The organism is Planctobacterium sp. R6, from assembly GCF_055755215.1.
In genome coordinates, this window is record NZ_JBVTQY010000026.1 from 31,106 (window position 1) to 55,263 (window position 24,158).

At 49.4% G+C, this 24,158-nt stretch carries 21 protein-coding genes; 12 read left to right on the forward strand and 9 right to left on the reverse strand.

Annotated features, from left to right (window positions below; translation table 11 throughout):
- Nucleotides 1–68 precede the first annotated feature (68 nt).
- The 4 genes from AC0J20_RS15630 to AC0J20_RS15645 form a co-directional block, all read right to left on the reverse strand.
- Nucleotides 69–1,883 (reverse strand): Hsp70 family protein, encoded by a 1,815-nt coding sequence (locus AC0J20_RS15630; RefSeq protein ID WP_473022417.1) that lies wholly within the window; start codon nucleotides 1,881–1,883, stop codon nucleotides 69–71.
- Nucleotides 1,880–2,392: a DUF2760 domain-containing protein gene (locus AC0J20_RS15635; protein ID WP_229529161.1), complete on the reverse strand. Its 513-nt coding sequence runs from the start codon at nucleotides 2,390–2,392 to the stop codon at nucleotides 1,880–1,882. The genes AC0J20_RS15630 and AC0J20_RS15635 overlap by 4 nt, the downstream gene beginning before the upstream one ends.
- Nucleotides 2,393–2,615: 223 nt before the next feature.
- Nucleotides 2,616–3,305, reverse strand: coding sequence for a DUF8198 family protein (locus AC0J20_RS15640; RefSeq protein ID WP_229529160.1), 690 nt, complete (start codon nucleotides 3,303–3,305; stop codon nucleotides 2,616–2,618).
- Between the two features lie 45 nt (nucleotides 3,306–3,350).
- A complete protein-coding gene (locus AC0J20_RS15645) occupies nucleotides 3,351–4,070 on the reverse strand; it encodes a nitroreductase (RefSeq protein ID WP_229529159.1) in 720 nt (239 codons plus the stop codon).
- Between the two features lie 163 nt (nucleotides 4,071–4,233).
- Here AC0J20_RS15645 and AC0J20_RS15650 point away from each other — a divergent pair, with 163 nt between their 5' ends.
- The 11 genes from AC0J20_RS15650 to AC0J20_RS15700 all read left to right on the forward strand — a co-directional run bounded on the left by AC0J20_RS15650 (nucleotide 4,234) and on the right by AC0J20_RS15700 (nucleotide 12,181).
- A complete protein-coding gene (locus AC0J20_RS15650; protein WP_473022418.1) occupies nucleotides 4,234–4,785 on the forward strand; it encodes an elongation factor P hydroxylase in 552 nt (183 codons plus the stop codon).
- Nucleotides 4,772–5,932, forward strand: coding sequence for an ATP-NAD kinase family protein (locus AC0J20_RS15655; protein ID WP_473022419.1), 1,161 nt, complete (start codon nucleotides 4,772–4,774; stop codon nucleotides 5,930–5,932). Before AC0J20_RS15650 ends, AC0J20_RS15655 begins: the two co-directional genes overlap by 14 nt.
- Nucleotides 5,933–5,947: 15 nt before the next feature.
- Entirely contained in the window at nucleotides 5,948–6,223 is a 276-nt protein-coding gene (locus tag AC0J20_RS15660) for a YfcL family protein (RefSeq protein ID WP_229529156.1), read from the forward strand.
- A 106-nt stretch (nucleotides 6,224–6,329) separates the two neighbouring features.
- Nucleotides 6,330–7,145: a helix-turn-helix domain-containing protein gene (locus tag AC0J20_RS15665; RefSeq protein ID WP_473022420.1), complete on the forward strand. Its 816-nt coding sequence runs from the start codon at nucleotides 6,330–6,332 to the stop codon at nucleotides 7,143–7,145.
- Between the two features lie 60 nt (nucleotides 7,146–7,205).
- On the forward strand, nucleotides 7,206–7,655 hold the full coding sequence (locus tag AC0J20_RS15670; RefSeq protein WP_229529154.1) for a carboxymuconolactone decarboxylase family protein: 450 nt from the start codon (nucleotides 7,206–7,208) through the stop codon (nucleotides 7,653–7,655).
- Between the two features lie 10 nt (nucleotides 7,656–7,665).
- The gene (locus AC0J20_RS15675; RefSeq protein ID WP_229529153.1) at nucleotides 7,666–7,827 is read left to right on the forward strand and encodes a YrhK family protein; all 162 of its coding nucleotides are present in this window, start codon (nucleotides 7,666–7,668) and stop codon (nucleotides 7,825–7,827) included.
- Nucleotides 7,828–7,917: 90 nt separating this feature from the next.
- On the forward strand, nucleotides 7,918–8,751 hold the full coding sequence (locus tag AC0J20_RS15680; protein ID WP_473022421.1) for an alpha/beta hydrolase family protein: 834 nt from the start codon (nucleotides 7,918–7,920) through the stop codon (nucleotides 8,749–8,751).
- Entirely contained in the window at nucleotides 8,748–9,980 is a 1,233-nt protein-coding gene (gene kynU, locus AC0J20_RS15685; protein ID WP_473022422.1) for a kynureninase, read from the forward strand. Before AC0J20_RS15680 ends, kynU begins: the two co-directional genes overlap by 4 nt.
- Before the next feature lie 86 nt (nucleotides 9,981–10,066).
- A complete protein-coding gene (locus AC0J20_RS15690; RefSeq protein ID WP_473022423.1) occupies nucleotides 10,067–10,726 on the forward strand; it encodes a FlgO family outer membrane protein in 660 nt (219 codons plus the stop codon).
- 10 nt (nucleotides 10,727–10,736) lie between these two features.
- Nucleotides 10,737–11,414, forward strand: coding sequence for a FlgO family outer membrane protein (locus AC0J20_RS15695; RefSeq protein ID WP_229529149.1), 678 nt, complete (start codon nucleotides 10,737–10,739; stop codon nucleotides 11,412–11,414).
- Between the two features lie 14 nt (nucleotides 11,415–11,428).
- Complete coding sequence (locus AC0J20_RS15700; protein ID WP_473022424.1) at nucleotides 11,429–12,181, forward strand: FlgO family outer membrane protein; 753 nt, start codon at nucleotides 11,429–11,431, stop codon at nucleotides 12,179–12,181.
- Here AC0J20_RS15700 and mnmC read toward each other — a convergent pair.
- Nucleotides 12,178–14,220, reverse strand: a complete 2,043-nt coding sequence (gene mnmC / locus AC0J20_RS15705; RefSeq protein WP_473022425.1) for a bifunctional tRNA (5-methylaminomethyl-2-thiouridine)(34)-methyltransferase MnmC2/FAD-dependent 5-carboxymethylaminomethyl-2-thiouridine(34) oxidoreductase MnmC1 — start codon at nucleotides 14,218–14,220, stop codon at nucleotides 12,178–12,180. The genes AC0J20_RS15700 and mnmC overlap by 4 nt on opposite strands.
- 183 nt (nucleotides 14,221–14,403) lie before the next feature.
- Between mnmC and fabB the strand changes: the two genes are divergently transcribed.
- Entirely contained in the window at nucleotides 14,404–15,618 is a 1,215-nt protein-coding gene (fabB, locus tag AC0J20_RS15710; protein WP_229529146.1) for a beta-ketoacyl-ACP synthase I, read from the forward strand.
- Between the two features lie 731 nt (nucleotides 15,619–16,349).
- Here the strand turns inward: fabB and AC0J20_RS15715 are convergent.
- The 4 genes from AC0J20_RS15715 to AC0J20_RS15730 form a co-directional block, all read right to left on the reverse strand.
- The gene (locus AC0J20_RS15715; protein WP_473022426.1) at nucleotides 16,350–17,552 is read right to left on the reverse strand and encodes a DUF418 domain-containing protein; all 1,203 of its coding nucleotides are present in this window, start codon (nucleotides 17,550–17,552) and stop codon (nucleotides 16,350–16,352) included.
- Between the two features lie 84 nt (nucleotides 17,553–17,636).
- On the reverse strand, nucleotides 17,637–18,974 hold the full coding sequence (locus tag AC0J20_RS15720; RefSeq protein WP_473022427.1) for a GH1 family beta-glucosidase: 1,338 nt from the start codon (nucleotides 18,972–18,974) through the stop codon (nucleotides 17,637–17,639).
- A 100-nt stretch (nucleotides 18,975–19,074) separates the two neighbouring features.
- Entirely contained in the window at nucleotides 19,075–20,061 is a 987-nt protein-coding gene (locus tag AC0J20_RS15725; protein ID WP_473022428.1) for a TolB-like translocation protein, read from the reverse strand.
- 11 nt (nucleotides 20,062–20,072) lie between these two features.
- Entirely contained in the window at nucleotides 20,073–24,158 is a 4,086-nt protein-coding gene (locus tag AC0J20_RS15730) for a PKD domain-containing protein (RefSeq protein ID WP_473022429.1), read from the reverse strand.

The window sequence follows — 24,158 nt, forward strand, 5'->3', positions numbered from 1 at the left end:
GCGCTGTAAGAATTGTGATGTATCTGAAAGACAGGTAGCCAGATGAGATCTGGCTACACCGATCTGGTTTAATTTCGGGTATCGAAACTAACCTGCCAATGATCGTCACTATTGACATCCATGGCGCTCAATTGCAGTGTGCCTAATTCATTGATGGACGCCAGTAATTGCACGGAAGCGGTGTCTCCGGCTTTGTATCTGTCAGAGTGCAGCGTTACCTCGATTTCCGGTAATTCGGTTAGCTCTTCTTCGGTCCAGAAATCTAAACGGGTGCCAGGTTGATCTTCCCGGCGGGTTTTTGATTCGTAAAAGCTGAACCGGACCGGCTCACCCACCACCAGAGAAAATACCTGTGATGGCAAATCCGCCTCGGTGCCTTCTTCCATACCAAATGGCGCCAAACAGTAAGCTTCCATGGGGGGCGGCATGCCCGGAATGGCGGGCATAGCAGACTCAATACCCACGTAATACGCCGCTGCGGTGCCCCCGCGAATTCTGATGCCGTCTCCGAGTCTGACCTGACCATAATAACTGGCCCCTTTGGCTACCGCCTGATCTACATCTATGCCGGTTAATACTTTCAGGCCATTGTCCTGTTCGCTGCTCAGCCAACTGTTTACCACTTCTGTGATGCGGGTCACGATATTGTCAGCTTTGGCAACACCGCCATTAAATAAAATCGCGGTGGGGTGCATAAAACTATTGGCATTGTCACCGTTGAAGCCATGCAAATGTTCGCTGGCCTGTTTTTGTTTCTGCAAAAAAGCGGCCAGGTGACGGGTAATGGCGGCGTCCTGTTCAAAGGGCAGGCTGACTGTAGAGAGTGCTGCTCGTCCGCGTTTTTGAGGCGCGGCATCAGCGGGAACAACCGGGAAGAAGCCTTCAATCAGTACTTGTTGTACTTCATCGCGGGTTAATTCAGCGCGCATGCTGCCGCCCATTAAACTGGAACCTCTGCTGGGTACAACCAGAGGCACCTGTTGAGTGTCATTGTCACTCAGTAGTGTTTCTTTGGCTGAGCGACAGGCATGCGCCAGACCATTTATCTGCCAGGGTTGCAGACGATTGCCCTGTTGCGCCAGTTTTTGTGCCACCACATGAGCCAGGGTGAGATCCATGTTGTCACCGCCCAGCAGGATATGATCACCGACTGCGATTCGGGTCAGTTGCAGTGCCCCTTGTTCTTCACTGACGGCCATCAGGGATAAATCCGTGGTACCACCACCGATATCTACCACTAAAATAATATCGCCAACAGACACCTGTTCACGCCAGTTGTCACCGGCTTTAGCTATCCAACTGTATAAGGCTGCCTGGGGTTCTTCCAGCAGTACGGCGTGGTCTAATCCTGCCTCTGCGGCAGCGGCCATCGTCAGTTCTCTGGCGGCGGGATCAAAGGATGCAGGCACCGTGATCACCACTTGTTGTTCGTTCAGCGGGGCATCAGGAAACTGTTGCTGCCAGGCACTGTGTAAATGTTGTAAATAGACTTTGGAAGCGTCAAAGGGTGACAGCCTGGTGACGTCTTCTGGCGCGTCAATGGGCAGAATACCGCTGCGGCGGTCTATCTGATTGTGGCACAGCCAACTTTTGGCGCTGCTGATCAATCTGTCCGGGGTTTTTTGACCCAAATCTCTGGCGAATTGGCCGGTAACCGGATATTCCTGAGACCAGGGTAAAGCCAGTTGTTGACTGTCAAATTGCGCAGCGTTGGGTAAAAACAAAAATGAGGGCAAGGCCTCTCGTTGTTCCACCTGACCCGGCGCCACTAACTGTGGAATAGCCAATACCTGTTGTTGCTTGTTGTGCGCTAACTCAGTGTAAGACAACACACAGTGAGTGGTACCTAAGTCGATACCGACACTAAATCGGGCCTCACTCATAGCTCCACCTCGGCAGCGGCAACCACATTCAGGTTAGTACCTTCCACCACCGCGGGTAGTTTCATCTCGGTGACCTGCCAGCCTTTGTGAATGACTGTTCCGGTAAAGGGAGGCTGACCGGCAACGTTACCAGTTAATTGCCATTGGCTGCGATTGTAATCCGCTGCCAAAGTAATGCTTTCGCCTTCCGGTGTTTCGCTCACCGGCGTAAAGCTGACATGCTCCGCCAGCGCTTTTTTAACACCCTGATGCACTACGCGTGCAGCGGCGGCCACTTGCTCATCGGCAAAGCTGTTAATGTCTTCATTGATAAAATCCACCAGTCGCCCTTCTTTTTGCAACAGTGAGATTAATTGCAAGGCGCTGTCCTGATTGTGTTCTTTGATTTCAACCTGAGGAACTTCAGGTTCAGCTGCAACGGGTTGTAATAAGGTGCGGGTATAAGCACCACTAAAAATCATTTTAAATGCCATCGACAGGCGCGTAAAAAAACCGTAATTCTGTTCCATGTTTGTCTCCGATGTTCCCGAAATAGCAATGCCCGCAGTGCAACCTGTGTGTTGCGATATCTGGTGGGGTATTAGGGAACTAAAAAGTTAATGTTTGAAGGCGCGGAATGTAGCAGAAAATTTAGCCAGCCTCACCTCTTTTGCTCATAAAAAGCCGATAAAGGCCTTTATTTTCCTCATTTTTACAGTGATTTAATGGGGTGTTAACATTCCACCTTGTTGGCTAAATCGCTGGCAGTGGATTTTCTCCGGCAAACAGCTGTTGCATGATGTCACGCTCTTTATTGACAACAGGCACAATAAATTCCTGTACGTCACCGAGTCGTTTAAAGGCTGTAAAGCCATTTTCCAAAAATTCCTGTAAGGTTGCCAGTCCTGCCATTTTGGCGGGAGTACGGGCCATTTTCAGAATCAGACCAATGCCGGGTAACCTCACTACCTGGGCTAAATCCAGCCCCAGTTGTTCGATATAATCAATTTGCAGCGTCCGTTCGGTTGGGTTGTTACAGGCGACATAGGCCTGAGCGTAGCTGTCCCGGTTGATTTCGCTGCCGTTCAACTGACGTAACATTGCCACGTCCAATTCTTGCGACAGGGCATTGAGGTGAATGGCTACCGCCAGTGATTCAAGGGCTTCATCAGGCAGCCACTTTTTCATTTTAGGCACCACGCGCTCAATGTCTTTGTCCCGTTGACTAAAGTCCTTAGGGCCGTACAGTTCATCCACAAAAAACTGAATAGCCACCTGAAACTTGGGCACCTTGCACATTTCAGCATGACTGTTTAGCAGACGTTCACATTGCCACTGGCGCAGGGCGATGAGTTGCTCGTTCAGGCCATCTTCCTGCACCCGCTCGTACAGCTCCGCCGAACTGCGAAGGTAGGTAACAATGTTGTCTATGTGCTCACTCATGCCGGAACAAACTCTGATTAATCTTTCAATATTGGCTAAATAGTGTCATTTGCTACTAATTACAAGGTCGTCCAGCGATAGCTTTTCTGGTCGGTATTGATTAACGACATTGTCATCGGGATAACCCAGTGCCATACCGCAAACCAGTTTGTATTCTTTGGGAATGTCGAAATGTTTGTCCAGAGGCGAGCGCCAGATACCCAGTGCTCCCTGAGCACAGGTGCCCAGGCCCATGTCAGTCGCCGCCAACATCAGGGTTTGCATAAATATACCGGCATCCACTAATGCCATGTGTTTCATACGGGGGTCCACAAAAAAGAACACCGCCACAGGCGCATTGAAAAACGAAAAGTTTTTCGCCATGTGCTCATCCCTGGCTTTTTTATCTTCGCGTTTGATGCCAAGTACTTTATACAAACCCATGCCGGTTTCTACCCGACGTTTCTGAAATATGCCGGGGTATTTACCTAAAATCGGCTTAAAATCGCTGTCTGGCATCGCGTCACTGGTGAGTGCTGAGATGAGCTTTTTGGGCAGGGGCTGACGGTTAATGGCATTGCTGCGCCAAAATTTGTCTTCCAGATCTTTAGCTATGGCCTGGGCTATATCTCCTTTGGCTACAGCGATTTTGTATGGTTGTGCGTTTGAGCTGCTGGGGGATTCCAGCGCCGTGTTTAGCAAGGTTTCTAGTACCTCGTCACTAACGGGCTTGTCGCTAAACGAGCGGATACTGCGACGAGAATGAATGATATCGGAAAGTTGCATACGGGACCTGATACTGACTCTGTTGATTACCCTGATTGTGATACTGGTAGTACCAGTGTGTCAACCCGGAGCGAAATTCATGCGATTGGACAGATAACAGCCTGAAACGTTAAAATGCGCGCCCACGAATTTTCATCATCTAACTGGAAGGCCCAAAAGCACTATGGTGCAAGAACACTGCTACCAGGATCTTATTGGCATTTTTAATCAGTGCTTTGCATCCTATAACACCCGACTTGTCAAAGGTGACGGAGAACCCGTGTATCTTCCCGCAGATGATGCATGTGCCTGGCACCGGATAGAATTTGCTCATGGTTATTTTAGCAGTGGCCTGCACGAGATTGCGCATTGGTGCATTGCCGGTGAACAGCGACGTCAACTGGTGGATTACGGCTACTGGTATTGCCCGGATGGGCGCAATCAGGAACAACAAGCTGCTTTTGAAAAGGTGGAAGTAAAACCGCAGGCCCTTGAGTGGTGTTTTTCGGTTGCCTGTGGCCTGAAATTCCGGGTGAGTACCGACAATCTTAACGGAGCTCCAGTGGATCGCTTTGCCTTTCAGGATAAAGTTTTACATCAGGTAGAATTCTATCTGCAGCAGGGCTTACCCGCGCGCGCGCAAATGCTGGTGCAGGCCATGCAGGAGTTTTACCAAACGCCGTCGCTACATTTATCCTTATTTCACCCGGAGCTTCGCTTAGATGTCGCAGTCTGATGTTTTACCCAGGTTTAACACTGCCAGAAAGTTTCGCTTAGGGTTGGTAATAAACCCTTATGCCGGCATTGGTGGTGCTATGGCGCTCAAAGGCAGCGACGGTGCTGATATCCGGCAAATGGCATTGGCCGCCGGAGCAGAGAAAAAGGCCAACCAACGCACTGAAACGGCGCTGCAGGTGTTTGCTCCATACAAAGATATCGTACAGGTGATCACGGCTGCCGGTGAAATGGGGCAGTATGTGGCCGAGAAAACTGGATTTTCCTCAGAGGTGATTTATACCCCTCAGCACACCCAAACAGAAGCGGCGGATACTGAAAATGCCGTTAAATGCCTCGCAGAATACGGTGTGGATATTTTATTGTTTGCAGGAGGGGACGGCACCGCCCGTAACGTCTGCAGTGTAATTCCCGAATCGCTGCCTGCGTTAGGCATTCCTGCGGGCGTTAAAATTCACTCTGGTGTGTACGCCATTACCCCCAAAGCCGCAGGCCGGGTGGTGGAGAAGTTGATTCAGGGGGAACTGGTTAGCCTTGATGATGCCCAGGTGATGGATATTGACGAATTCGCCTTTCGTGAAGGGAAAGTGCGCGCCCGCCAATACGGCGCCATGCGCATACCTGCTGAATTACATTATGTTCAGGCAGTTAAGAATGGCGGTAAAGAATCAGAAGAGCTGGTGTTGGCCGATATCGCGGCGCACGTGATTGAGCTGATGGAAGACGAGCTTTTTATTATGGGGTCCGGCACTACAGTTGCGGCGGTCATGGACGAGATGGGCTTGCCGAATACCTTACTGGGCGTCGATCTGGTGCAACATCAGGAACTGCTGGCCAGTGATTTGAATGCCAACAGCCTGTTCCAACAGGTTCAGGGACAAAATTGCAAATTGGTGATCACTTTAATTGGCGGTCAGGGACATATCTTTGGCCGTGGCAATCAGCAATTAAGCCCGGAGGTGATTCGTGCCGTCGGGCGCGAAAATATTCTCGTGGTGGCCACCAAAACCAAACTCCAGGCCTTAAATGGCAGACCTTTGATAGCTGACACTGGCGATGATGCACTCAATGCTGAATTGGCGGGACTCATTCCGGTGATTACCGGGTATCGCGATCAGGTACTCTATCCGGTGGCAGAACCGGTTTAACTAACAGGAAAGACTTTGCAAAATACAAACAACTTTGAAGCATTGGTGGATAATATCCAGCTTAAATTTGATCAGGTGGTAGAACAGGGCAGTGACCAGGATTTATTTGTTGCTGGCTATCTGAGCGGTCACTTTTCATTAGTGGTCAGCCAGTGCCAGCTGCAGGGACAGGAATCCATCGAAGCGTTAAACCAGGGCATGTTAGCCAGTCTGGATAAGGCCTTTGCTGACGGCGAGCTGGAAGAAACCGACCAGAGCGATGTCAAAGCGTTCTGGGCCAACTGCCTGTAAAATTTTCTAAGCAATTTTCTACGTTATTTTCAAGGGGCAGGGTTCTTGAAACAGCCCTGTTGCCGGTTCATAATGGCAGCAAGTCATTTTCAACAACTCTGACCCTTTGAAAGAATACGGTGGTTTCGACATTATTCCTGCGGCCAGCTTTTCCTCAACCGGTTTGCAGATTTATGCGCCTTCTCTGAAGCTCAGTGCCTGGGTGCAATGTGTATGGGCCACTGTGGGTGGTCAGGAAACTCCGCGTATTCAGGAAGATAAGTTTTATCCGGATGCCGGTGCCAGTCTCACTTTTGATATCAGTAACGGCAATGTTGATGTACTGCTTTTGCATCAGACTCAGGTTATCCGGCAGTGCTGGGATTTAAACCGCGATTTTGTCAGCGTTCGGTTTCGGCCCGGTGCCGTAAAAGCCTTGCTGGGGGTGGCCGTGGAAAGCGGCAAAAATCTGCAATTGCCGCTGTTAAACGAACCGGCATTGCCTGCGTGTGATTTACACCCCTTGTGTGATGTCTTGCCTGAATTGGATCAGGTCCGGCGGGTGAGAGCCATTTTCGCCTGGTTAGAGGGATTGGTTGAGCGCAGGCAAAATGACCAGAATCAAATCTTGGGTATTGTCACCCTGGCAGCACAGAAGTTGCTGTTACCCAACCACCTTGCCGATGCTGTGGGGCTGAGCCGTCGGACACTGGAACGACGCTTTAAAAATCTTCTGGGGTTTACCCCGCTGCAAGTCCATAGCTATGGACAAATCCGGCGAGCCAGACAACACCTTATGTCCGGTGAGTTCTCACTGGCAGATATTGCCCTGGATTGCGGCTATTATGATCAGGCCCATTTCAGTAATGTTTTTCGCAAACAAACCGGAGAAACTCCACAGCAATATCGGCAGCGAAAATTGTCGCATATTTCCAATCATTAGTGCTGCACTGCAGCCACAATAAAGTCAGTTTTTATCAACAACTTTAGATTGGAGTGCAATATGCAAACCCGACTTTCACCGAAACAGGTTTTTGAACTTTGTCCACGGTTTTTAACCCATATTCCCGCGCTGGGTGAGACCCCAAAAGGTGTCGCCATTACTGCGCAATTGCGGCATTTAGTGAAACTGCGTGCCTCACAACTCAATCATTGTGGCTATTGTCAGAAAATGCACTCAGATGAAGCCCGCAATGATGGTGAGCAACAGGCTCGACTGGATGTATTGCCCGCCTGGCGAGAATTAAATTGCTTTAGTGCCGAAGAGCGAGCGGCACTGGCATGGACCGAGGCCGTGACTTGTATCAGCGTGCAGCAGCCAGATGACCAGCTATACAAGGAAACGCTTGCGGTCTTCGGTGAGCAAGGTGTCGTGGAATTGACCGCCCTGATTATCGAGATTAACAGCTGGAATCGCATCGCTGTCAGTTTTGGTTTTCAGCCAGAAGTCTAAGGAGGATGTGATGCTCGAGAATCTGAAAAGAAACAAGGTGTCAGCGATTGCCAGTATCTCGTTTTTTATTGGCAGTACGTTGTTCTTACCGTTTTTCGGTGATCTGGCGATTATCGGCATCTGGTTATTTATGACAGGCTCAGCATTGATGTTCTGGGACAGCGTAAAATAATACTCCTTGGGTCAGAGCGCTTGAAACCACCATTTTGCCGGGCAATAATGGGCAAAATGTCTTTTTAAGAACTCTGGCCCCTTGATTCGATTGCACAAAACATTCCTTTTCGGTCTCTGTTTATTTTGCCTTGGCTGGCAATCTCATGCCCGGGAGACCAATTCACTTAACAAGGTGTCCTATCAGGCTGTACTGGACCTGGATTACCCGTCTGCAGAGCAGGTGTTGAATTATGGCCCATCAGCGTCGCAATTTATCGAAGGTTGGTTACCAGACGCTCAACAATATTATGGTGACATTGTATTTATACACGGTGGGTGTTGGCTAAGTCATTACGATATTGCCCACAGTCGTCCTTTTACTGCGGCACTAAGAGATGCTGGTTTTCGGGTCTGGTCGGTTGAATATCGCCGCACAGGTGATGACGAGGGTGGTTGGCCTGAGAGCTTCTACGACATTCACGATGCTATCGAGTACCTGATCAAGGGCAAACAGATCGAGCCGGAAAACACGCTACTCGTCGGGCATTCGGCAGGGGGACATCTGGGGTTGTTGGCCGCCCAGAAAAACGCCAACTTAAAAGGTATTATTGGTCTGGCGGCAATTGCTGACCTTGATACGTACGCCAGAGGAGAAAATGGTTGTCAGCAGGTCACTGAACAGTTTATGCAGGGGATGCCAGACGAGAATCCTGATGCCTATCAAAACGCTAATCCAAAATCTCATCCCATGCATAGCAATACTCATCTCATTTACAGTACCGATGACACGATTGTGCCGGTGGATCAGGTGAATGATCTCAAGGATATTCAGCGTGTAAAAGTAACCGATGTCGGGCATTTTGATTTTATACACCCAGGTACGACAGTTTGGCCGGTGATAATTGACACCCTCAAACAGGCATTACAAAAAGAGCATCAATGAAATTTAACCTTAATAACTTGGACGCCGAAGATCCGTTAGCCGCTATTCAATCTCAATTTCTGCTCCCGCAGGGCACTATTTACCTGGATGGCAATTCACTGGGAATGATGCCGCTTAGTGTAAAGTCACGGATTAAAGACGTGACGGAACAGCAATGGGCTGTGGACCTGATAACCAGTTGGAACAAACATCAATGGATAGATCTTCCGGTTAATGTCGGAGAACGAATTGCTAAACTCATTGGTGCGGCACCGGGGCAAACCCTGTGTTGTGATACGATTTCAGTCAATCTGTTTAAATTGCTGGCCGCTGCATTGGTTATGCAACAGGGCCGGAACAAGGTTGTTTCTACGACGGATAACTTCCCAACGGATTTATACATGGTGCAGGGGCTGGAAGATCTACTTGGCCAAACGCGGTGTCAGTTACAATTAGTCGAAGAGTCACAACTGGCGTCAGCTATCGATGATGACACGGCGATTTTACTGGTAACGGAAGTTAATTTTCGAACCGGTCAGAAACTGGATATTGCCGCACTGACCGCAAAAGCGCATAAGCATGGCGCACTGGTGATTGTGGATCTGGCCCATTCGGCAGGGGTATTGCCAGTGGCGCTGGATGACTGGCAGGTGGATTTTGCTGTGGGCTGTACCTATAAATACCTCAATGGTGGACCTGGCGCACCGGCGTTCGCGTATGTGGCAACGCGCCATCAGGAGGCAATGCAACAACCACTCTACGGCTGGATGGGCCACGCCAACGGGTTTCAGTTCGACGTTAACTATCAGGCTGCCGCAGATGCCCGGCAGTTGTTGGTTGGTACGCCCTCCGTTATTGCGATGAGTGCCGTTGATGCCGCACTGGATGTGTATGATCAGGTGACAATGACTCAAATCAGACAAAAGTCCATGCAGCTGACTGAAGTATTTCTGGCGCTTTTATCAGCGTCTCCAGATTGCACCCAATTGCGTTGTATCTCACCTGAATCGCCGGAACAGCGTGGCAGTCAGCTTAGTTTTGAGTTTGAACATGCCTGGGGGTTGTGTCAGGCACTGATAAAATCCAACATAATTGCTGATTTCAGAGCACCCAATTATATTCGGTTTGGTTTTGCCCCGCTGTACAACAGCTATCGCCAAATCGGCACGGCAGTGGCCGAAATGGCACAAATTATGGCGGAAAAACGCTATCTCAATCCCGAATTTCAGGTAAAAAACAAAGTTACCTGAACCTGTCAAAATTTTGTTGGCCTTATTCTTGCTTTAGCCGATGCAGAGATGCGTCGCTGTTAATCGGTTAACTGAGAATAACCACTATGAACTACAAACAATTCAACTTACTGAACAATTCAAACAGGGTAATCTTACGCCTGCTGGGGCTGGCCTTTGTGCTGGTGACATTAACGGCCTGTGAAACAACAAATGCCGGGGCGACGGACGAATCGCAACCCGTCATTGCGGTGCAGCCACACAATAAAATCGATATGCATACCTCGTTGTTGGCGGCACAGCTATTTCACACTTTTCGTTATGCTAACCTGCCTAAAGAACAATATCGTTTTGCCGTTGCTACCTTTGTTCCGGTGGAAATGATGCAAACTGATAGTGAGCATCAGGGGCCTTTGCGACTGCTGGGACACCAGTTGGAACAGGGCATGATGACCGAGTTGGCGCGTCGTGGATACATCGCCCAGGATTACAAGGCCACTAATAATCTGATTATTGAAGAAAAAAGTGATCGAGTTTTTAGCCGAAATGTCGATGACCTATACAAGAATCATCGCGACGTGGATTTTTATTTGTCAGGCACGCTAACCGAAGCCGAACAAGGTGTGATTGCCAATGCCAGAATTATACATGTGGACAGCAAAGATGTTGTGGCAGCTGCCTCCCGCTTTATTCCCGATGATGTATTTTGGCAGGCAGAAAAAATAACAACGCGCGGTGGCAGAATATACCGCTCAGAAGGTGAGTGAGGATCTCAAAATGAAAAAGATTTTTTTAGTTTCAGCGCTACTGACCAGCATCACCGGCTGTGCGCAATGGAATCAGTTAACCCAACAGGGTGCCCCTGAGCAGCCGAACTTATATGGCGCTGACAAGCCAGTAATTGATCGTTTTGGGGCTATTACCCAGGAGCCCATGTACCAGAACGATAATGCCATTTATCAGGGCAAAGCACTGCACAAGCACATCGGTGACTATGTACAAAATATGGCGCAGGATTTAATTGCAAACATGGAGTACGTGACTGATCAGACGCCGGTAGGTGTCACCCATTTTGCCTTAACGGATAGTGATTTAAATCAAACCAACTTGTTGGGTTATCAGATAGCAGAATCCTTTATCCATGAGCTGCACAAGTTTCGTATTCCGGTGCTGGATTTTAAAGCCACAGACTATATTCGGGTCACCGAAACAGGTGATTTTTTACTGAGCCGGGATTTTCTGGAATTAAAACACAAGGTGCCAATGCAATATATTCTGACCGGTACCATGACTAAACATCAGGGAGGCTTTCTGGTGAACGCCCGTATCCTGGGGCTGGAAAGCAAAGCCGTTGTGGCCACGTCGCAAATGTTGGTGCCCTTTTATGTGGTTGAAGCTCTGATACCCTCTGATGAGCAACGCACTGATGGCATTGGGCTGATTCAGGGCCGGTAATAAGGAATCTCAGAATGAAATTGCATGGCTATGTACTAATCGCGATGACAACTCTTACAGCCGGGTGCGAATCCACAATGGCGAGTTTTCAGTCAGTGTTTTCTAACAGTGATGATGGCGAAGTGATAGAAAACCCTTATCAGGATGATGCCCCCGCCACGAAAATGAACAAGTCCGAGTTGGAAGTGGCGATGAGTGATACGGCGTATGCCGAATCTGCCGAAGAACAGCCACATTACATGTCGCCCGGGCAGCAAAAAACGCAGCAGCTTACTGCCGTCATACCTGTGCCACGTAGCAGCTTCCAGCCTGCATACACTCACAAAGCACTGAGTGACTATGCTGAGCAAATGACCATGAGCCTGCTGCAAAAAACCAAACACATTACTCCCAACTCCCGTATTGCGATCGCTTCGTTTGTGGAATTTAACCAGGCATTGCAGTCGCCTTCAATTTTGGGCAACCGTCTGGCTGAAAGTTTTATCGCTGAGTTGCAGGGGTATGGCCTGGCCGTTGTGGACTTCAAAGCCATGGATCAAATACAGGTGACACCTCAGGGGGACCTGTTTTTTGAACGCAGCGGTCCTCGCGGTGACATGCAGTTCGTACTTACCGGCACTATGCATCGCAGTGGTCGGGGCGTAGAAGTGAATGTGCGCATAGTTAATATTTACGACAAGGTTACGGTTGCCACCACCAAAGGTTTCATACCACATTTTATTGTGGCTTCTTTGACGCCTGACTATGTTTTGGTGGACGCAGATTAATTTCTGCGACGAATCAAATCTCTTATCAGAAACCGGTTTGGGCTTACACTTGCCAGTAACTCCTGGTTCATCGGCAAAGGTTCGCCGCTGATCTGGCAAGCTAATGCCTCAGCCAGCAGCGGACTGGTACCTAATCCATGTGAACCCAGACCAGTCAAAACATACAGATTTTGCCAATCTTTTGGCGTCGGATACTGCGCCAATGGCAGGGCCTTATACAGCGCCTGATATTGCTGCTTTTGGCTGAATAAATCGGGTACAGCACCCATTATCGGTTTGTGGTCGGGCAGGCTTAGTCGAATTGCGGCGCGCTGCTGTACGGATTCCGGTAATCTGTCAATCCAGTCACACCTGGATAACGCTGACTGAATCATCTGATAATTCTGTCTGGTATCTTCATCTGAAGTGAGTGGGGCACAGGAGGTTTTGTCGAAAGTAGCCCCCATAGCCTGCAAATTCTGATAGAAGGGGGTGTAGTACCCCTTGTGACAAATCACCGCTTTGGGAGAAGGGGCACGTTCGCTCTGCGCAAGGTGTTCTACCTGTCCCCGTGTTGTTGTAAACGGGATACCGGCCAGTTCGGGCATGTTTTTGCTTTCAAAACCTGCTGCATAAATGACGCAATCAGCATGGCTATGTGCGTCGTTGTGCCAGTGTAGTCGCCAGCCATCTGCTGACAATTCCGCCTGCTTCAGTTGATGGTTAACTTGTAACCGGGCACCCATTGATGCCGCGTTTTGCCACAGTGCCTGAACCAGTTCTTTGGGGTGTATCCAGCCCCCCTGAGGTACGTACAATCCATTGTATGGCATGTGTAAACCGGTGATTGATTGCGCCTGTTCCTGGGTTACGCTGTGTATCAGCGATTCCGGCCAGATGCCGTTGTTGATGAGTTTTGCCTGGCGTTTTGCCACTTCCTCGCTGAATGCCGGAAAAAACACCCCGCACCAGTCATGACCAAACTCAAATCCTTGCGCGGCCAATTCAGTGTAATAGCGATGCGCAAAATCAAAGGCGTGGCAATAAAACTGACTTTGCAGTGAATAGTCGGCATTCAGAGAGGGATAAAAGCCGCCCTGATGATTACCGGATGCACCCATAGCGAGTTCCGTATCTTTGCAATAAATCGTGGTATCAAATCCGCGGGATTGTAGCGCTACCGCCAGATTCGCACCGGCTATACCGCCACCAATAACAGCCACAGATTGGATAGCATGATGGCCTTTCAGCCGTTGCCATGGCCCAGGTAGCGGGCGTTGCCATGGGAGTTGCGCTGCGGGTTCTTCTGCTGCGTTGCGTGTTTCCTCAGGCGCAAAATGGCCCATCAGCATGTCCCGCTTACGGCCAAATCCCCTGGTTTTTTTGACAATAAAGCCGTTTTCTCTGAGCCCTCGTTTTACAATGCCGGCCGCGGTAAAGGTGGCAAAGGTACAGCCAGGCTTGCTCAGACGGGCCATATTCTGAAACAGACTGTCCTGCCACATATCGGGATTTTTACTGGGGGCAAAGCCATCCAGATACCAGGCATCGACCAGCCCTTCCTGATAGGTTTGCAGCTCAGGTAAGGTGTGAATAATATCGCCAAGCCACAGATCTAAAACAACCTTGCCCTGGTCAAACACCAGACGATGACACCCCGGTGTCGCTATGGGGTATTGAACTAACAACTGTTCGCTTAAATCCGATAGTTCAGGCCATTGTTGTAATGCCAATTGCAGTTGTGGCAGGCTGATCGGAAACTTCTCAGTACTGATAAAATAAAGTCGCTGCAACGGTGTCTCAGCTGCCCAGTTTTGCTTAAGCTCTCTGAATAGCTGCCAGGTCAAAAGAAAATTAAGTCCCGTACCAAACCCGGTTTCCGCAATTACAAAGCTACTTTCTTTATGAGAAAACCATCTATCATTCAGTAGGTTATGGTCAAAAAAAACGTATTTTGACTCGGCTAATCCATTGTCGTTCGAAAAATAAACATCGTCAAACTGCTGGGATGTTGGAGTACCACTGCTATTGAAGGTTAGGGAGGCGGTTGTGAGTTTCAAAACGGTATTGCTTAGTGAATTTTCACGAAAGTGTAATCTCCCTGGCGCAAACATCAAGTATGTTTGTCGTTAAATTAAATTTCTCAAAAAAATTTAAGCGTACACTTGTACACTAAAGAGCAGACCAGTTACACTTGCTATCCGCATTACAATAGCGCAACTTTCGAATTAACAGGTAAAAATATGAAAAGAGCGGTAATCACCGGTTTTGGTATCGTATCCAGCATTGGTAACAATAAGCAGGAAGTTTTAAATTCATTAAAAGAGGGCCGGTCTGGTATTTCGACGGCTCAGGAATTCAAAGATCTCAACCTGCGTAGTCACGTCTGGGGTGGTATTGATATTGATGTGAAAGAGCACATCGATCGTAAGACACTGCGTTTTATGGGTGACGCCGCCGCGTATGCTTATATCGCGATGCAGGAAGCCATTGAAGATTCGAAGCTTACAGAAGACATGGTGTCTAATGTTCGCACTGGTCTTATTGCCGGTTCCGGTGGTGCATCGTCTGCCAATCAGGTATTGGCTGCTGATATTCTGCGTGAAAAGGGAGTAAAACGGGTAGGGCCTTACATGGTGACCAAAACCATGAGCAGCACCGTTTCAGCCTGCCTGGCGACACCCTTTAAAATCAAAGGGGTGAACTATTCATTAAGCTCCGCGTGTGCCACCAGTGCCCACTGTATCGGTGCAGCATTGGAGCAAATTCAGTTAGGCAAGCAGGATATTGTGTTTGCCGGTGGTGGTGAAGAGGTGCACTGGACCCTGGCCATGGAATTTGACGCCATGGGCGCATTGTCTACTAAATACAATGACACCCCTGAAAAAGCCTCCCGTACCTATGACGCTAACCGCGATGGTTTTGTTATTTCCGGTGGTGGCAGCATGGTTGTAGTGGAAGAGCTGGAGCACGCTTTAGCGCGCGGTGCCAAAATCTACGCCGAAATAACAGGCTATGGCGCCACTTCAGACGGTTACGATATGGTAGCACCGTCCGGTGAAGGTGCGTTGCGCTGTATGCAACAGGCTTTGTCGACGGTAAATGGTGATATCGATTATCTGAACACTCACGGCACCTCAACACCGGTTGGCGATGTTAAAGAACTGGAAGCCATTCAGGCGGTATTTGCTGGTAAATCACCGGCAATCAGTGCAACCAAAGCCATGACCGGACACGCTTTAGGGGCCGCAGGCTCTAACGAAGCGATTTATTCGTTGCTGATGATGGAACACGGCTTTATTGCGCCGTCTATTAACATTGAAGAGCTGGACGAAAAAGCGCAAGGGCTGGATATTGTCACTGAAACGCGTCAGGCTGACTTAACCCGGGTGATGAGTAACAGCTTTGGTTTCGGCGGTACCAATAGCACTTTGGTATTTGAAAAGTATCAGGGGTAATCTGATCTAATATTATTGAATGCAGGGCATTGGCCCTGCATTTTGTTTTCAGCCCTAAACTTCCTACTTCAGTAGGTGGTTATCATTAATAAAGGGCTCTGTCCGTAAAGTACCAAAATTTCAACGCTTGATGTTGATTTGCCGGGGCGCCGGCGACGCCTTAAGGAATGCTGCCTGCGGCACTCCTTAAGAATCCTCCGCAGCCCTTGACACGCAAAGCGTAACCTTCGTATTCAGCACAACAATGACCATCAATGACAGTATGTCCCTATACTGGCATTGAGCATACCAATAAGTAACGTTAAGCATTCGCTCAGCGCCATATCAGCGAGCTTAATTCGAGGCGCGTGAATGAAGTAATACTGGTGGTCTTTCGAATTTCACGCAACAAAGAAGTAAGCCGCTGAGATGGCGTCTTCGATGGATTTGAAACGGTTTAATACGTCGTTAGATGTTTTTGATTTAACCCATTAAACCGGCAAACATCTGCCTTGTCTAAAACCGTTTCAATTTCCACTGAGTAGCATGCTTAACGTTACTTATTGGTATTTGGTATCTTCCCTGATACTTCTCATTGTTGTGTCATCTGAATACTTCGCTTACTGCGTGTAAAGGGAGCCACAAATAGGACTTCGAACTGAACATATTGCTGACTTTCTGAAGCTCATTTAAAGGGAGTCAATAGAACGTCATCTTGTTTAAAGTGTGGATTATTAGTTTCTTAATGACAGTCAATTTCTGAAGGGCTGCACTTTCCTATAGGTCAGGCTGCGCCACGCCCATTCCAGAGGGCCAAACCGGTAATACTGCAACCACAGAGTGGATAACCAAAGTTGCACGCCCCACATGGCGATAACCAGCAACAATTGTTGCCAGCGTTCAGTGCCAGCAAACAAACCCGCGCCATAACCATAAAACAGTGTGGTAAACACCAGAGTGTGCAATATGTAGTTGCTGAAAGCCGTTTTACCGATAGCGGCCAAACGGGTTTGTAATGCGCTAAACCATTGAAATTTAACTGCTATCATTACCGCACTCGCGTATCCCAGGGCCACGAACACACTGCCCCAGAAATTAAACTGACTACCTAAAAACATGCTGTATTCTAATGAGAATGCCTGCGCCAGGTTGCTTTTTACCCCGTATATAATTAGCCCCAGGCCAAAGATCAGGCCGGTAACCAACAGTTTCACATAGCGAGTAGTTTGCCATTTAAGGTGAAAAAAACCGGATTTATAGAGTGCCATGCCGAACAACATCATGGCTGACGCCCGCCACAGGAAATAGGTAAAAAACACGTAGGTTTGCATAAACAGCGTTTCTTCTGCACGAAACGTCAGGGCAGTACTATAACTCCCCAGATACGCGGCTATTTCTTTGTTCAGTTCCTGTTGATCCGGGTTCCAGGCCGCCATCATGCCGCTTTTAGCCTCGGCGGGAAACTGGCTCAGGCTCATGCCTATCAGCAGAGAATAACCACCCGATATCACCATAAACAGCGATGCCACCACCAGTAAGGTGGTAATTGACTTGTTGCGCAACAAATAAACCAGGAAACCACATAAGGCATAACTTACCAGGATATCGCCGTACCAAAACAAGTAGGCATGCAACAGCCCAAACAACAGTAACCAAAAGGTACGTTGATAGTGCAGTTTGGCGGGCGACTGGTTTTTCGCTTCAGACTTTTCACAAAACAGCAAAATTCCCGCGCCAAACAACATGGAGAACAAGGACATAAACTTCTGATCAGCCAGGATATGGGTTACCGACCAGACCGCGAAGTTTATTCCGGTAAAATCTCCCCAGGCCGTGGGATTGAGGTAGGCGGCTCCGGGCATTGCGAAAGATTGAATGTTCACCAGCAAGATACCCAGCAAGGCAAAACCCCGCAGGACATCCATGGCAACGATGCGTTGTTGAGTTGTGTTCATGACAAAAGGCTTCTGTTGTTTAGTCGCCTTATCGTGGCAGACAAGGGCGACTAAAACATGTGCCAAAAGTCACAAAGAGACGATTTAAAGTGGCTTGTTGATACGGGCTTTATACCAATAGCCTGATTCTTTAATGGTGCGCTTCATGGTTTGATAATCCACGTGCACCAGGCCAAAACGGCGATCGTAGCCCAGCGCCCATTCAAAATTGTCCATGATGGACCAGGCAAAGTAACCATCTATTGGCACCCCTTCCGCTCTGGCCCTTAACAGGGCATCGGTATATTGCTTTAACAGGATAATACGCTGTGGGTCCTGGACCCGTCCGGCGTCGTCCACCCAGTCGTGATTGGCCATGCCATTTTCAGTGATGATGACGGGAACGTTGTAGCGTTCGTAAAAGAATTTGCTGGCCCAATACAGGCTCTCCGGTACCACATGCCAGTCCATGCTGGTGAAGCGATCGCCTTCCAGCGGCGGCACCGGGTTAACCTGGCCAGCATCGTTAGTGGTGATAGTTTCAGCGGTATAAATATTGGCGCCATAAAAATCCAGAGGCTGGCAGATGGTTTTCATGTCATGTTGACCAAAAGCAGGCAGGTAGGGCTGATGTAATGCCAGACCATCTTGCGGGTAATGGCCCAGGAACATCGGGTCAGCAAACCAGCTATTGTTCCAGCAATCCTGTTGAGTTATGGCAAAGGTCGCCTGTTTTGCTGCGTTGACACATTGGTCGGAGTCTTGCTCTGGCACATAGACATACCCCACAGGCGCAGCGCCAACGATTGCATCGGTTTTGCTATAGCTGCGAATAGTTTGCACTGCCTTGCCATGGGCCAAAAGCGCATTGTGGGCAGCAGTCAGCACTTCTTTAAAACCCAGTTTTAGCCCGGGTGCGTGATAGCCGGTGTGATGCCCAAAATGAATAAAGCACTGCGGTTCATTGAGGGTCATCCAGTGGCTGACCCGGTCGGAAAGTTTATCCACAATAATACGGGTATAGTCGGCAAACCAGTCAGCACTGTCGGGATTTAACCAACCCCCCTGTAAAAACAACTGATAGGGATAATCCCAGTGAAACAGGGTGATCCAGGGAGTAATGTTGTTGGCCAGCAGGGTATCCACCAGACGGTCGTAGAACGCCAATCCGTCAGGGTTTATCTCACCGGTGCCATTGGGTATTACCCGGGGCCAGCTGACGGAAAACCGGTAGGCCTGCAGGCCGATAGCCGCCATAGTGGCGACATCCTGCTCCATGTAGTCGATGTGATTGCAGGCGTTGTTGCCATGGTGTTGAAAACGCACCTTGCCGGGTTGTTGACAAAACATGTCCCAGACACAAGGGCCTCGTCCGCGACCATTTAAAGAGCCTTCGATTTGAAAGCTGGCCGCCGCCGCCCCCCAGGTGAATGATTTAGCCATATTGTTTGAGCGATAAAAGTCAATTTTGTTGTCAGTGTAGTCCAATAATATGGCAAATTGGTTAATGAAATCCGCGTTTTCGATTGCGAAATTAAATCAACTATTGTGCCCAGCTAAATTTCCAGTAGTGTCGCCCTGAAAGTACTGTGCTGACCTTTTCGGTTTTGGGATCAACAATATGCACACCTTGATCGTTTACGATCCCGATGGCGTTGCCATCCGGGGACATCGCCATGGCCCGCACCTCCTGAGTTTGCCATAGCAGAGTGGCCTTTTTAAATGCTGTGGCGTTAACCGGTAGTTGCCACAGGTAATAATCCCTGTGTTGACTCCCGGGGTGAGCCCAGGCGTGATTAATCCCCGGCAGGGCGGTAAACAAGGGGGCTTCTGTAGATAAAAAATACAGTGCTTGCTGAATTTCGCTGACAATCGGAAAGTGCAGTTTTAATGACTGCTTTTGCAGGGGCACCAGGGAAGGCGAAGTGTGACCTTGAGTCAGTATCGCCAATTGAGTTTCTTTCCCGGTTTGTTGTTGCCATATCAGGTACTGTCCTGATTCAGATACCGCCGGATGAGATGCCTGTTCCGATACCAGAGTGGATTCCCCACTGACCATATCATACCGGCGCAATGCCAGCGCTTTGGAGGCCCGCTGACCGGCACTATCCATTTGGGCTGAGATATAATAAAACTGATTCGATTTTGGCTGATACAGCGGATCGAAAAACCAGCTGTCAGGATCTTTGTCAGTTAACATCGGGGTGAGCCTGACAGCGGCATTTTCGCCTGCTTTGAGCTGGTATTCCAGTCGCCATATGCCTTGTTGTCCGGAACGTGCGGGGGCATAGGCGAGCAACATTTCATTGCGATTTTGGGCATGGCTAAATTGAAACAGTTGACTGCCTCTTTTTAGCCGATACAGGGTTTGCAGTGAACCTTGCGCGTCGCTGTGTTTTATGCGGGGACCATCCGGACTGGCTTCCAGCACAATAAAGGGGCGTTGCGTCGTTGCAAGGGCCGATGCGGTGAATAGCATCAGTGTCAGTAACCCGAGGTTGATGCGCAATAACTTCCCTGTTTTTAACATATTGATTGCCCTTAAGGATTGGCTTCGGACAGTTCCGGAGCCGGATAATTTGGTAAGTACCATAGCATACCATTTAAACAGGTTGGCAATGGGGCTAATCCCTCTGAATTTGCAGTATCTGCCGAAATGGCGTGATAGTGGTAAATACCATCCGGGAATTCCTGAGTGACCCCAGTATGGCCGTTGCATTCATCCAGGGAGTTACCGGCATCGTAACCAGATTCACCATAAATGAGGAAGCCATCGGCCATAAAACCAATAGCCTGTGCGTGTCCATGACTGTCGTCTGCTTCGCTATCAAAATCGGGCAGACAGCCTGCTGCACGGACTGCTGTGGCGGTGTGTTCGTCTACCTGATCCCGATTTACATTGCTGGGATCGCCGTGGTAGTGGTAAGGCCCACCCTGATAACTGGCATTGCCGTTGCAATCATCCAGTACTTCCCAATCTGAATCATAGGTATTTAACACGGCATAACCTTCGCCACTGGGTGAATCTTCGTTTGGATGAACAAAAGTGGCGCCTGAAATTGCCATACCAGTGTGATCGTTGTCAGAGATGGCGGTGGACGAAGACGCCAGTATCGGGTTGAGTGAAAATAAAAATACTCTGCTGTTGGCATTCAGCGCGTAGCAACCAGTATCCGGGCCACCTTGGGGGTCGTCAAAACAAACATCCTGAATGTCGTTGCTGTCAGAAGTGGAATCGTCATAATCATACTGGCTGGGAATACCATTGCTCTGCAGCAGTGCGGTATCGTTACTGCCATCAAAATCCCAGTCAATCAGGCCCACATACACATAGGGTCTGGCCTCGGCATTGGATGTGGCTGAAAAACGGTTTGCCGCAAATGCGGTGGCCAATGTCAGTGCATCCACTGTGGTTTCGGTACTCTCCACTGTGATTTCTGAGTCAACATCTTTGCCGATTAGGGGTTCCGAAAGCTCCGGTGAATGGTATTCCGGCACGAACCAGACCTTGCCACTCAGGCACTCCGGCAGTGGCGGTGCCTCTCTTCGGCTGCCAGTACCATTTTCCGTTACAGCATCGTAATTCAGTGCGTGATAATGATAAACGCCATCGGGGTACTCAGCGGTAGCCACACTATGACCATTACAATCATCAATTGGATTTGCACTGTCAAAATCATATCCGTCGCTGCCGTAAATGGGGAAACCATCTGCCATATAACCTATCAGGGGCGCATGACCTGTGTCTGTATCCACAATCAATTCATAGTCTGGCAGACATTGGGATGCCTCAGTAGCACTGACCGTGTGTTCATTGGTACCATCGTTGATGGGGTAGGTAGGATCGCCGTGATAATGGTAGGGGGCTCCCAGATAACCCGAATGACCATTGCAATCATCCAGTACTTCCCAGCCCTCGTCATAAACATTGGTGATAGCATAGCCAGCCCCCTCGGGAGAAGGTGCTGTCGGCAGTTCGAAAGTCGCCCCAGAAATCGCCATTCCGGAATGCTGATCTGAACTGATGCTGGTACTGGCAGTTGCCAGTTCCGGCGCCACAGGGATCACAAAAGCGCGAACGCTGGCTTCAATCGCATAACAACCACCGTTGTCGGCTTCGTCCGGGCCATTATTGGGATCATCGAAACAGGTATTGCTGATGTTGTCGGCATCAGAGGTGCTGTAGTCATAATCATAGGTAAACGGAACGCCATTGGATTGTAATAGCGCAGCGTCATTGGCGCCGTCCCTGTCATGATCGATGAAGTCCACCATCACATAGGGTCGGGCGGCGACGGTCTCATCGGCTGAGGCGGCAAAGCGCTCAGCATCAAAACTGCTTGTCAGTAAGGCTTCATTATCGGTTTCTGCCACTGTCTCCTGGCTTGCCGTAATGGTCACACTATCTGAGTCACTGTCTTCACCGTCGGAAACCGTCAGCAATACCACATAGCTGCCCGCAGCATCGGCAGTAAAGCTGGCGTTTACACCCGTACTATTGGAGATTGAAGCTGCACTGTTATCGGGCTTGCTGCTAAAACTCCAGCTATAAGTCAGGGTATCATCATCATTGTCTGAACTACCGCTGGCGCTCAGCGACACGCTATCATTGACAGTGACAGCCTGATCGCCGCCGGCGTTGGCAACGGGCGGTGTATTAACTGCAATCGCTGTAACCGTTAACGTATCAGCGGTGCTGTCTTCAGTACCGTCATTCACCGTGAGAGATATCACGTAAGCGCCCGCTATCTGCGGTGTAAAAGTGGGGTTTACCGTGTTGGCGTTTGTCAAAGCGACATCAGTGTCCCCCGGGATACTGACCAGTTGCCAGGAATAAGTGAGGTTATCGCCATCTGAATCGGAACTTGCTGAACCATCCAGGGATACCAGATCGCCGACATTAACGGTTTGATCTGAGCCGGCTTCAGCGACGGGAGTGGTGTTGGTTATCACTGCTTCGGCAGTGATCGTTACAGTGTCTGCTGCGCTGTCTTCTGTCCCGTCATTGACGATGAGTTGCAGGCTATAACTTCCGGCCACATCAGCGGTAAATTTGGGAGCCTGAATGTTAGTTCTGCCCAGAGTTGCAGCACTACCTTCCGGCAGGGCCACAAATGACCAGGTATAGGTCAGGCTATCGCCATCAGTGTCGAAACTGCCGGAGCCGTCCAGTTCAACCCGTGTTCCCACATCCACCGTTTGATCTGCACCAGCATTTGCAACCGGGGCAGCGTTAACAGCGCCAGACTCTGCACTTATTCTGACCCGGTCAGCGGCGCTGTCATCCGTGCCGTCGTTTACTATCAGGGATACAATATAGTTACCTTCAAGATCTGCGGTAAAGGTAGGGCTGACGCTATCGCTATTGTTTAGTGTCGCATTGCTGCCATCGGGGGCTGAGCGAATGGTCCAGGCGTAGGTGAGGGCATCACCCTCTTCGTCGCTGCTGGCGCTGCCATCTAAGATAACTTGCGAACCGGCAGTGACGGTCTGGTTTTCTCCTGCATTTGCATTTGGGATAGTATTACTGTTGTTGCCGTTACTGTTGGTATCGTCAAGTTTTTCCATGACCTGATCGGTACTGGCATTGATTGGGATATCACCGGATTTACTGCCAAAACTGACGGTTTCGCTGTCATCTTCACTTTCGAGTAGTGCTGTTGCACGGTGTTCCCTGTCGGCAATGACATCCGGATTGTAAATAATAAAGGTTTGATCGCCTGCACGACGAATAGCCAGATCCGCTTTGCCATCGCCATCATAATCCGCCGGTACCGGAATATCTTCAGGATGCAGTCCAAATTCAATCTCGCTGGTAACGCCATCAACACTGCTGCGAATATACCAGGTAAAGTTACCCGGATTGCGATAAGCGATGTCGGTGATACCGTCTCCGTCATAATCTGCCGGCACCGGAATATCGGTTTCATCGGTGAAAAACTGAATGCGTTGAATACCATCTTCACGGTCTGAGTTAGTGTTATCACCGCTGCTATTGAGGATATACCAATAGCCGTTAGCTGCGCGCTTCACCGCGATGTCTGCTTTGCCATCGCCGTCAAAATCCCCTTTTACCGGGGTATCGTTCACCTGTTTGCCAAACTCAATACGCTGAATGCCATCGCCGCGTGTTGAGTTGAAATTGCTGCCGCTACTGTTTTTGATGTACCAGATAAAGGTGGAAGGGCGGCGTACTGCAAAATCAGCGATGCCATCACCATCATAATCCGCTGGTACCGGAATATCGTTGGCGTTTTTGCCGAAGGTTTCCCGCTGAATGCCATCTTCGCGTTCAGAGTTGGTGTTATCGCCCGAAGAGTTGAGTACATACCAGGTGTAGTTGCTCTGACGACGCACAGCAAAATCGGTAATGCCGTCTCCATCGTAATCTGCGGGTACCGGGATATCGGTTTCGGATAAGCCGAATCGGGAGCGCTGGATACCATCACCGCGTTCTGAATTAAAATCCGCTGATCCTGAATTCTTTACATACCAATATTGAGTATCCGGACGCCGCACAGCGACATCTGCTTTGCCGTCACCGTCGTAATCAAATTCGGTAGCGGCAATGGGGCCGGTGATTAATAGTCCGAGAAGACCGGACAGGAACACTTGTGCAGGGTTCAT

Bases quoted from the DNA above. Each gene is read 5' to 3' on its own strand.
- AC0J20_RS15630 (WP_473022417.1), bottom strand. From the start codon at position 1,883: ATGAGTGAGGCCCGATTTAGTGTCGGTATCGACTTAGGTACCACTCAC.
- AC0J20_RS15635 (WP_229529161.1), bottom strand. From the start codon at position 2,392: ATGGAACAGAATTACGGTTTTTTTACGCGCCTGTCGATGGCATTTAAA.
- AC0J20_RS15640 (WP_229529160.1), bottom strand. From the start codon at position 3,305: ATGAGTGAGCACATAGACAACATTGTTACCTACCTTCGCAGTTCGGCG.
- AC0J20_RS15645 (WP_229529159.1), bottom strand. From the start codon at position 4,070: ATGCAACTTTCCGATATCATTCATTCTCGTCGCAGTATCCGCTCGTTT.
- AC0J20_RS15650 (WP_473022418.1), top strand. From the start codon at position 4,234: ATGGTGCAAGAACACTGCTACCAGGATCTTATTGGCATTTTTAATCAG.
- AC0J20_RS15655 (WP_473022419.1), top strand. From the start codon at position 4,772: ATGTCGCAGTCTGATGTTTTACCCAGGTTTAACACTGCCAGAAAGTTT.
- AC0J20_RS15670 (WP_229529154.1), top strand. From the start codon at position 7,206: ATGCAAACCCGACTTTCACCGAAACAGGTTTTTGAACTTTGTCCACGG.
- AC0J20_RS15675 (WP_229529153.1), top strand. From the start codon at position 7,666: ATGCTCGAGAATCTGAAAAGAAACAAGGTGTCAGCGATTGCCAGTATC.
- kynU (WP_473022422.1), top strand. From the start codon at position 8,748: ATGAAATTTAACCTTAATAACTTGGACGCCGAAGATCCGTTAGCCGCT.
- AC0J20_RS15690 (WP_473022423.1), top strand. From the start codon at position 10,067: ATGAACTACAAACAATTCAACTTACTGAACAATTCAAACAGGGTAATC.
- AC0J20_RS15695 (WP_229529149.1), top strand. From the start codon at position 10,737: ATGAAAAAGATTTTTTTAGTTTCAGCGCTACTGACCAGCATCACCGGC.
- AC0J20_RS15700 (WP_473022424.1), top strand. From the start codon at position 11,429: ATGAAATTGCATGGCTATGTACTAATCGCGATGACAACTCTTACAGCC.
- fabB (WP_229529146.1), top strand. From the start codon at position 14,404: ATGAAAAGAGCGGTAATCACCGGTTTTGGTATCGTATCCAGCATTGGT.
- AC0J20_RS15715 (WP_473022426.1), bottom strand. From the start codon at position 17,552: ATGAACACAACTCAACAACGCATCGTTGCCATGGATGTCCTGCGGGGT.
- AC0J20_RS15720 (WP_473022427.1), bottom strand. From the start codon at position 18,974: ATGGCTAAATCATTCACCTGGGGGGCGGCGGCGGCCAGCTTTCAAATC.
- AC0J20_RS15725 (WP_473022428.1), bottom strand. From the start codon at position 20,061: ATGTTAAAAACAGGGAAGTTATTGCGCATCAACCTCGGGTTACTGACA.
- AC0J20_RS15730 (WP_473022429.1), bottom strand. From the start codon at position 24,158: ATGAACCCTGCACAAGTGTTCCTGTCCGGTCTTCTCGGACTATTAATC.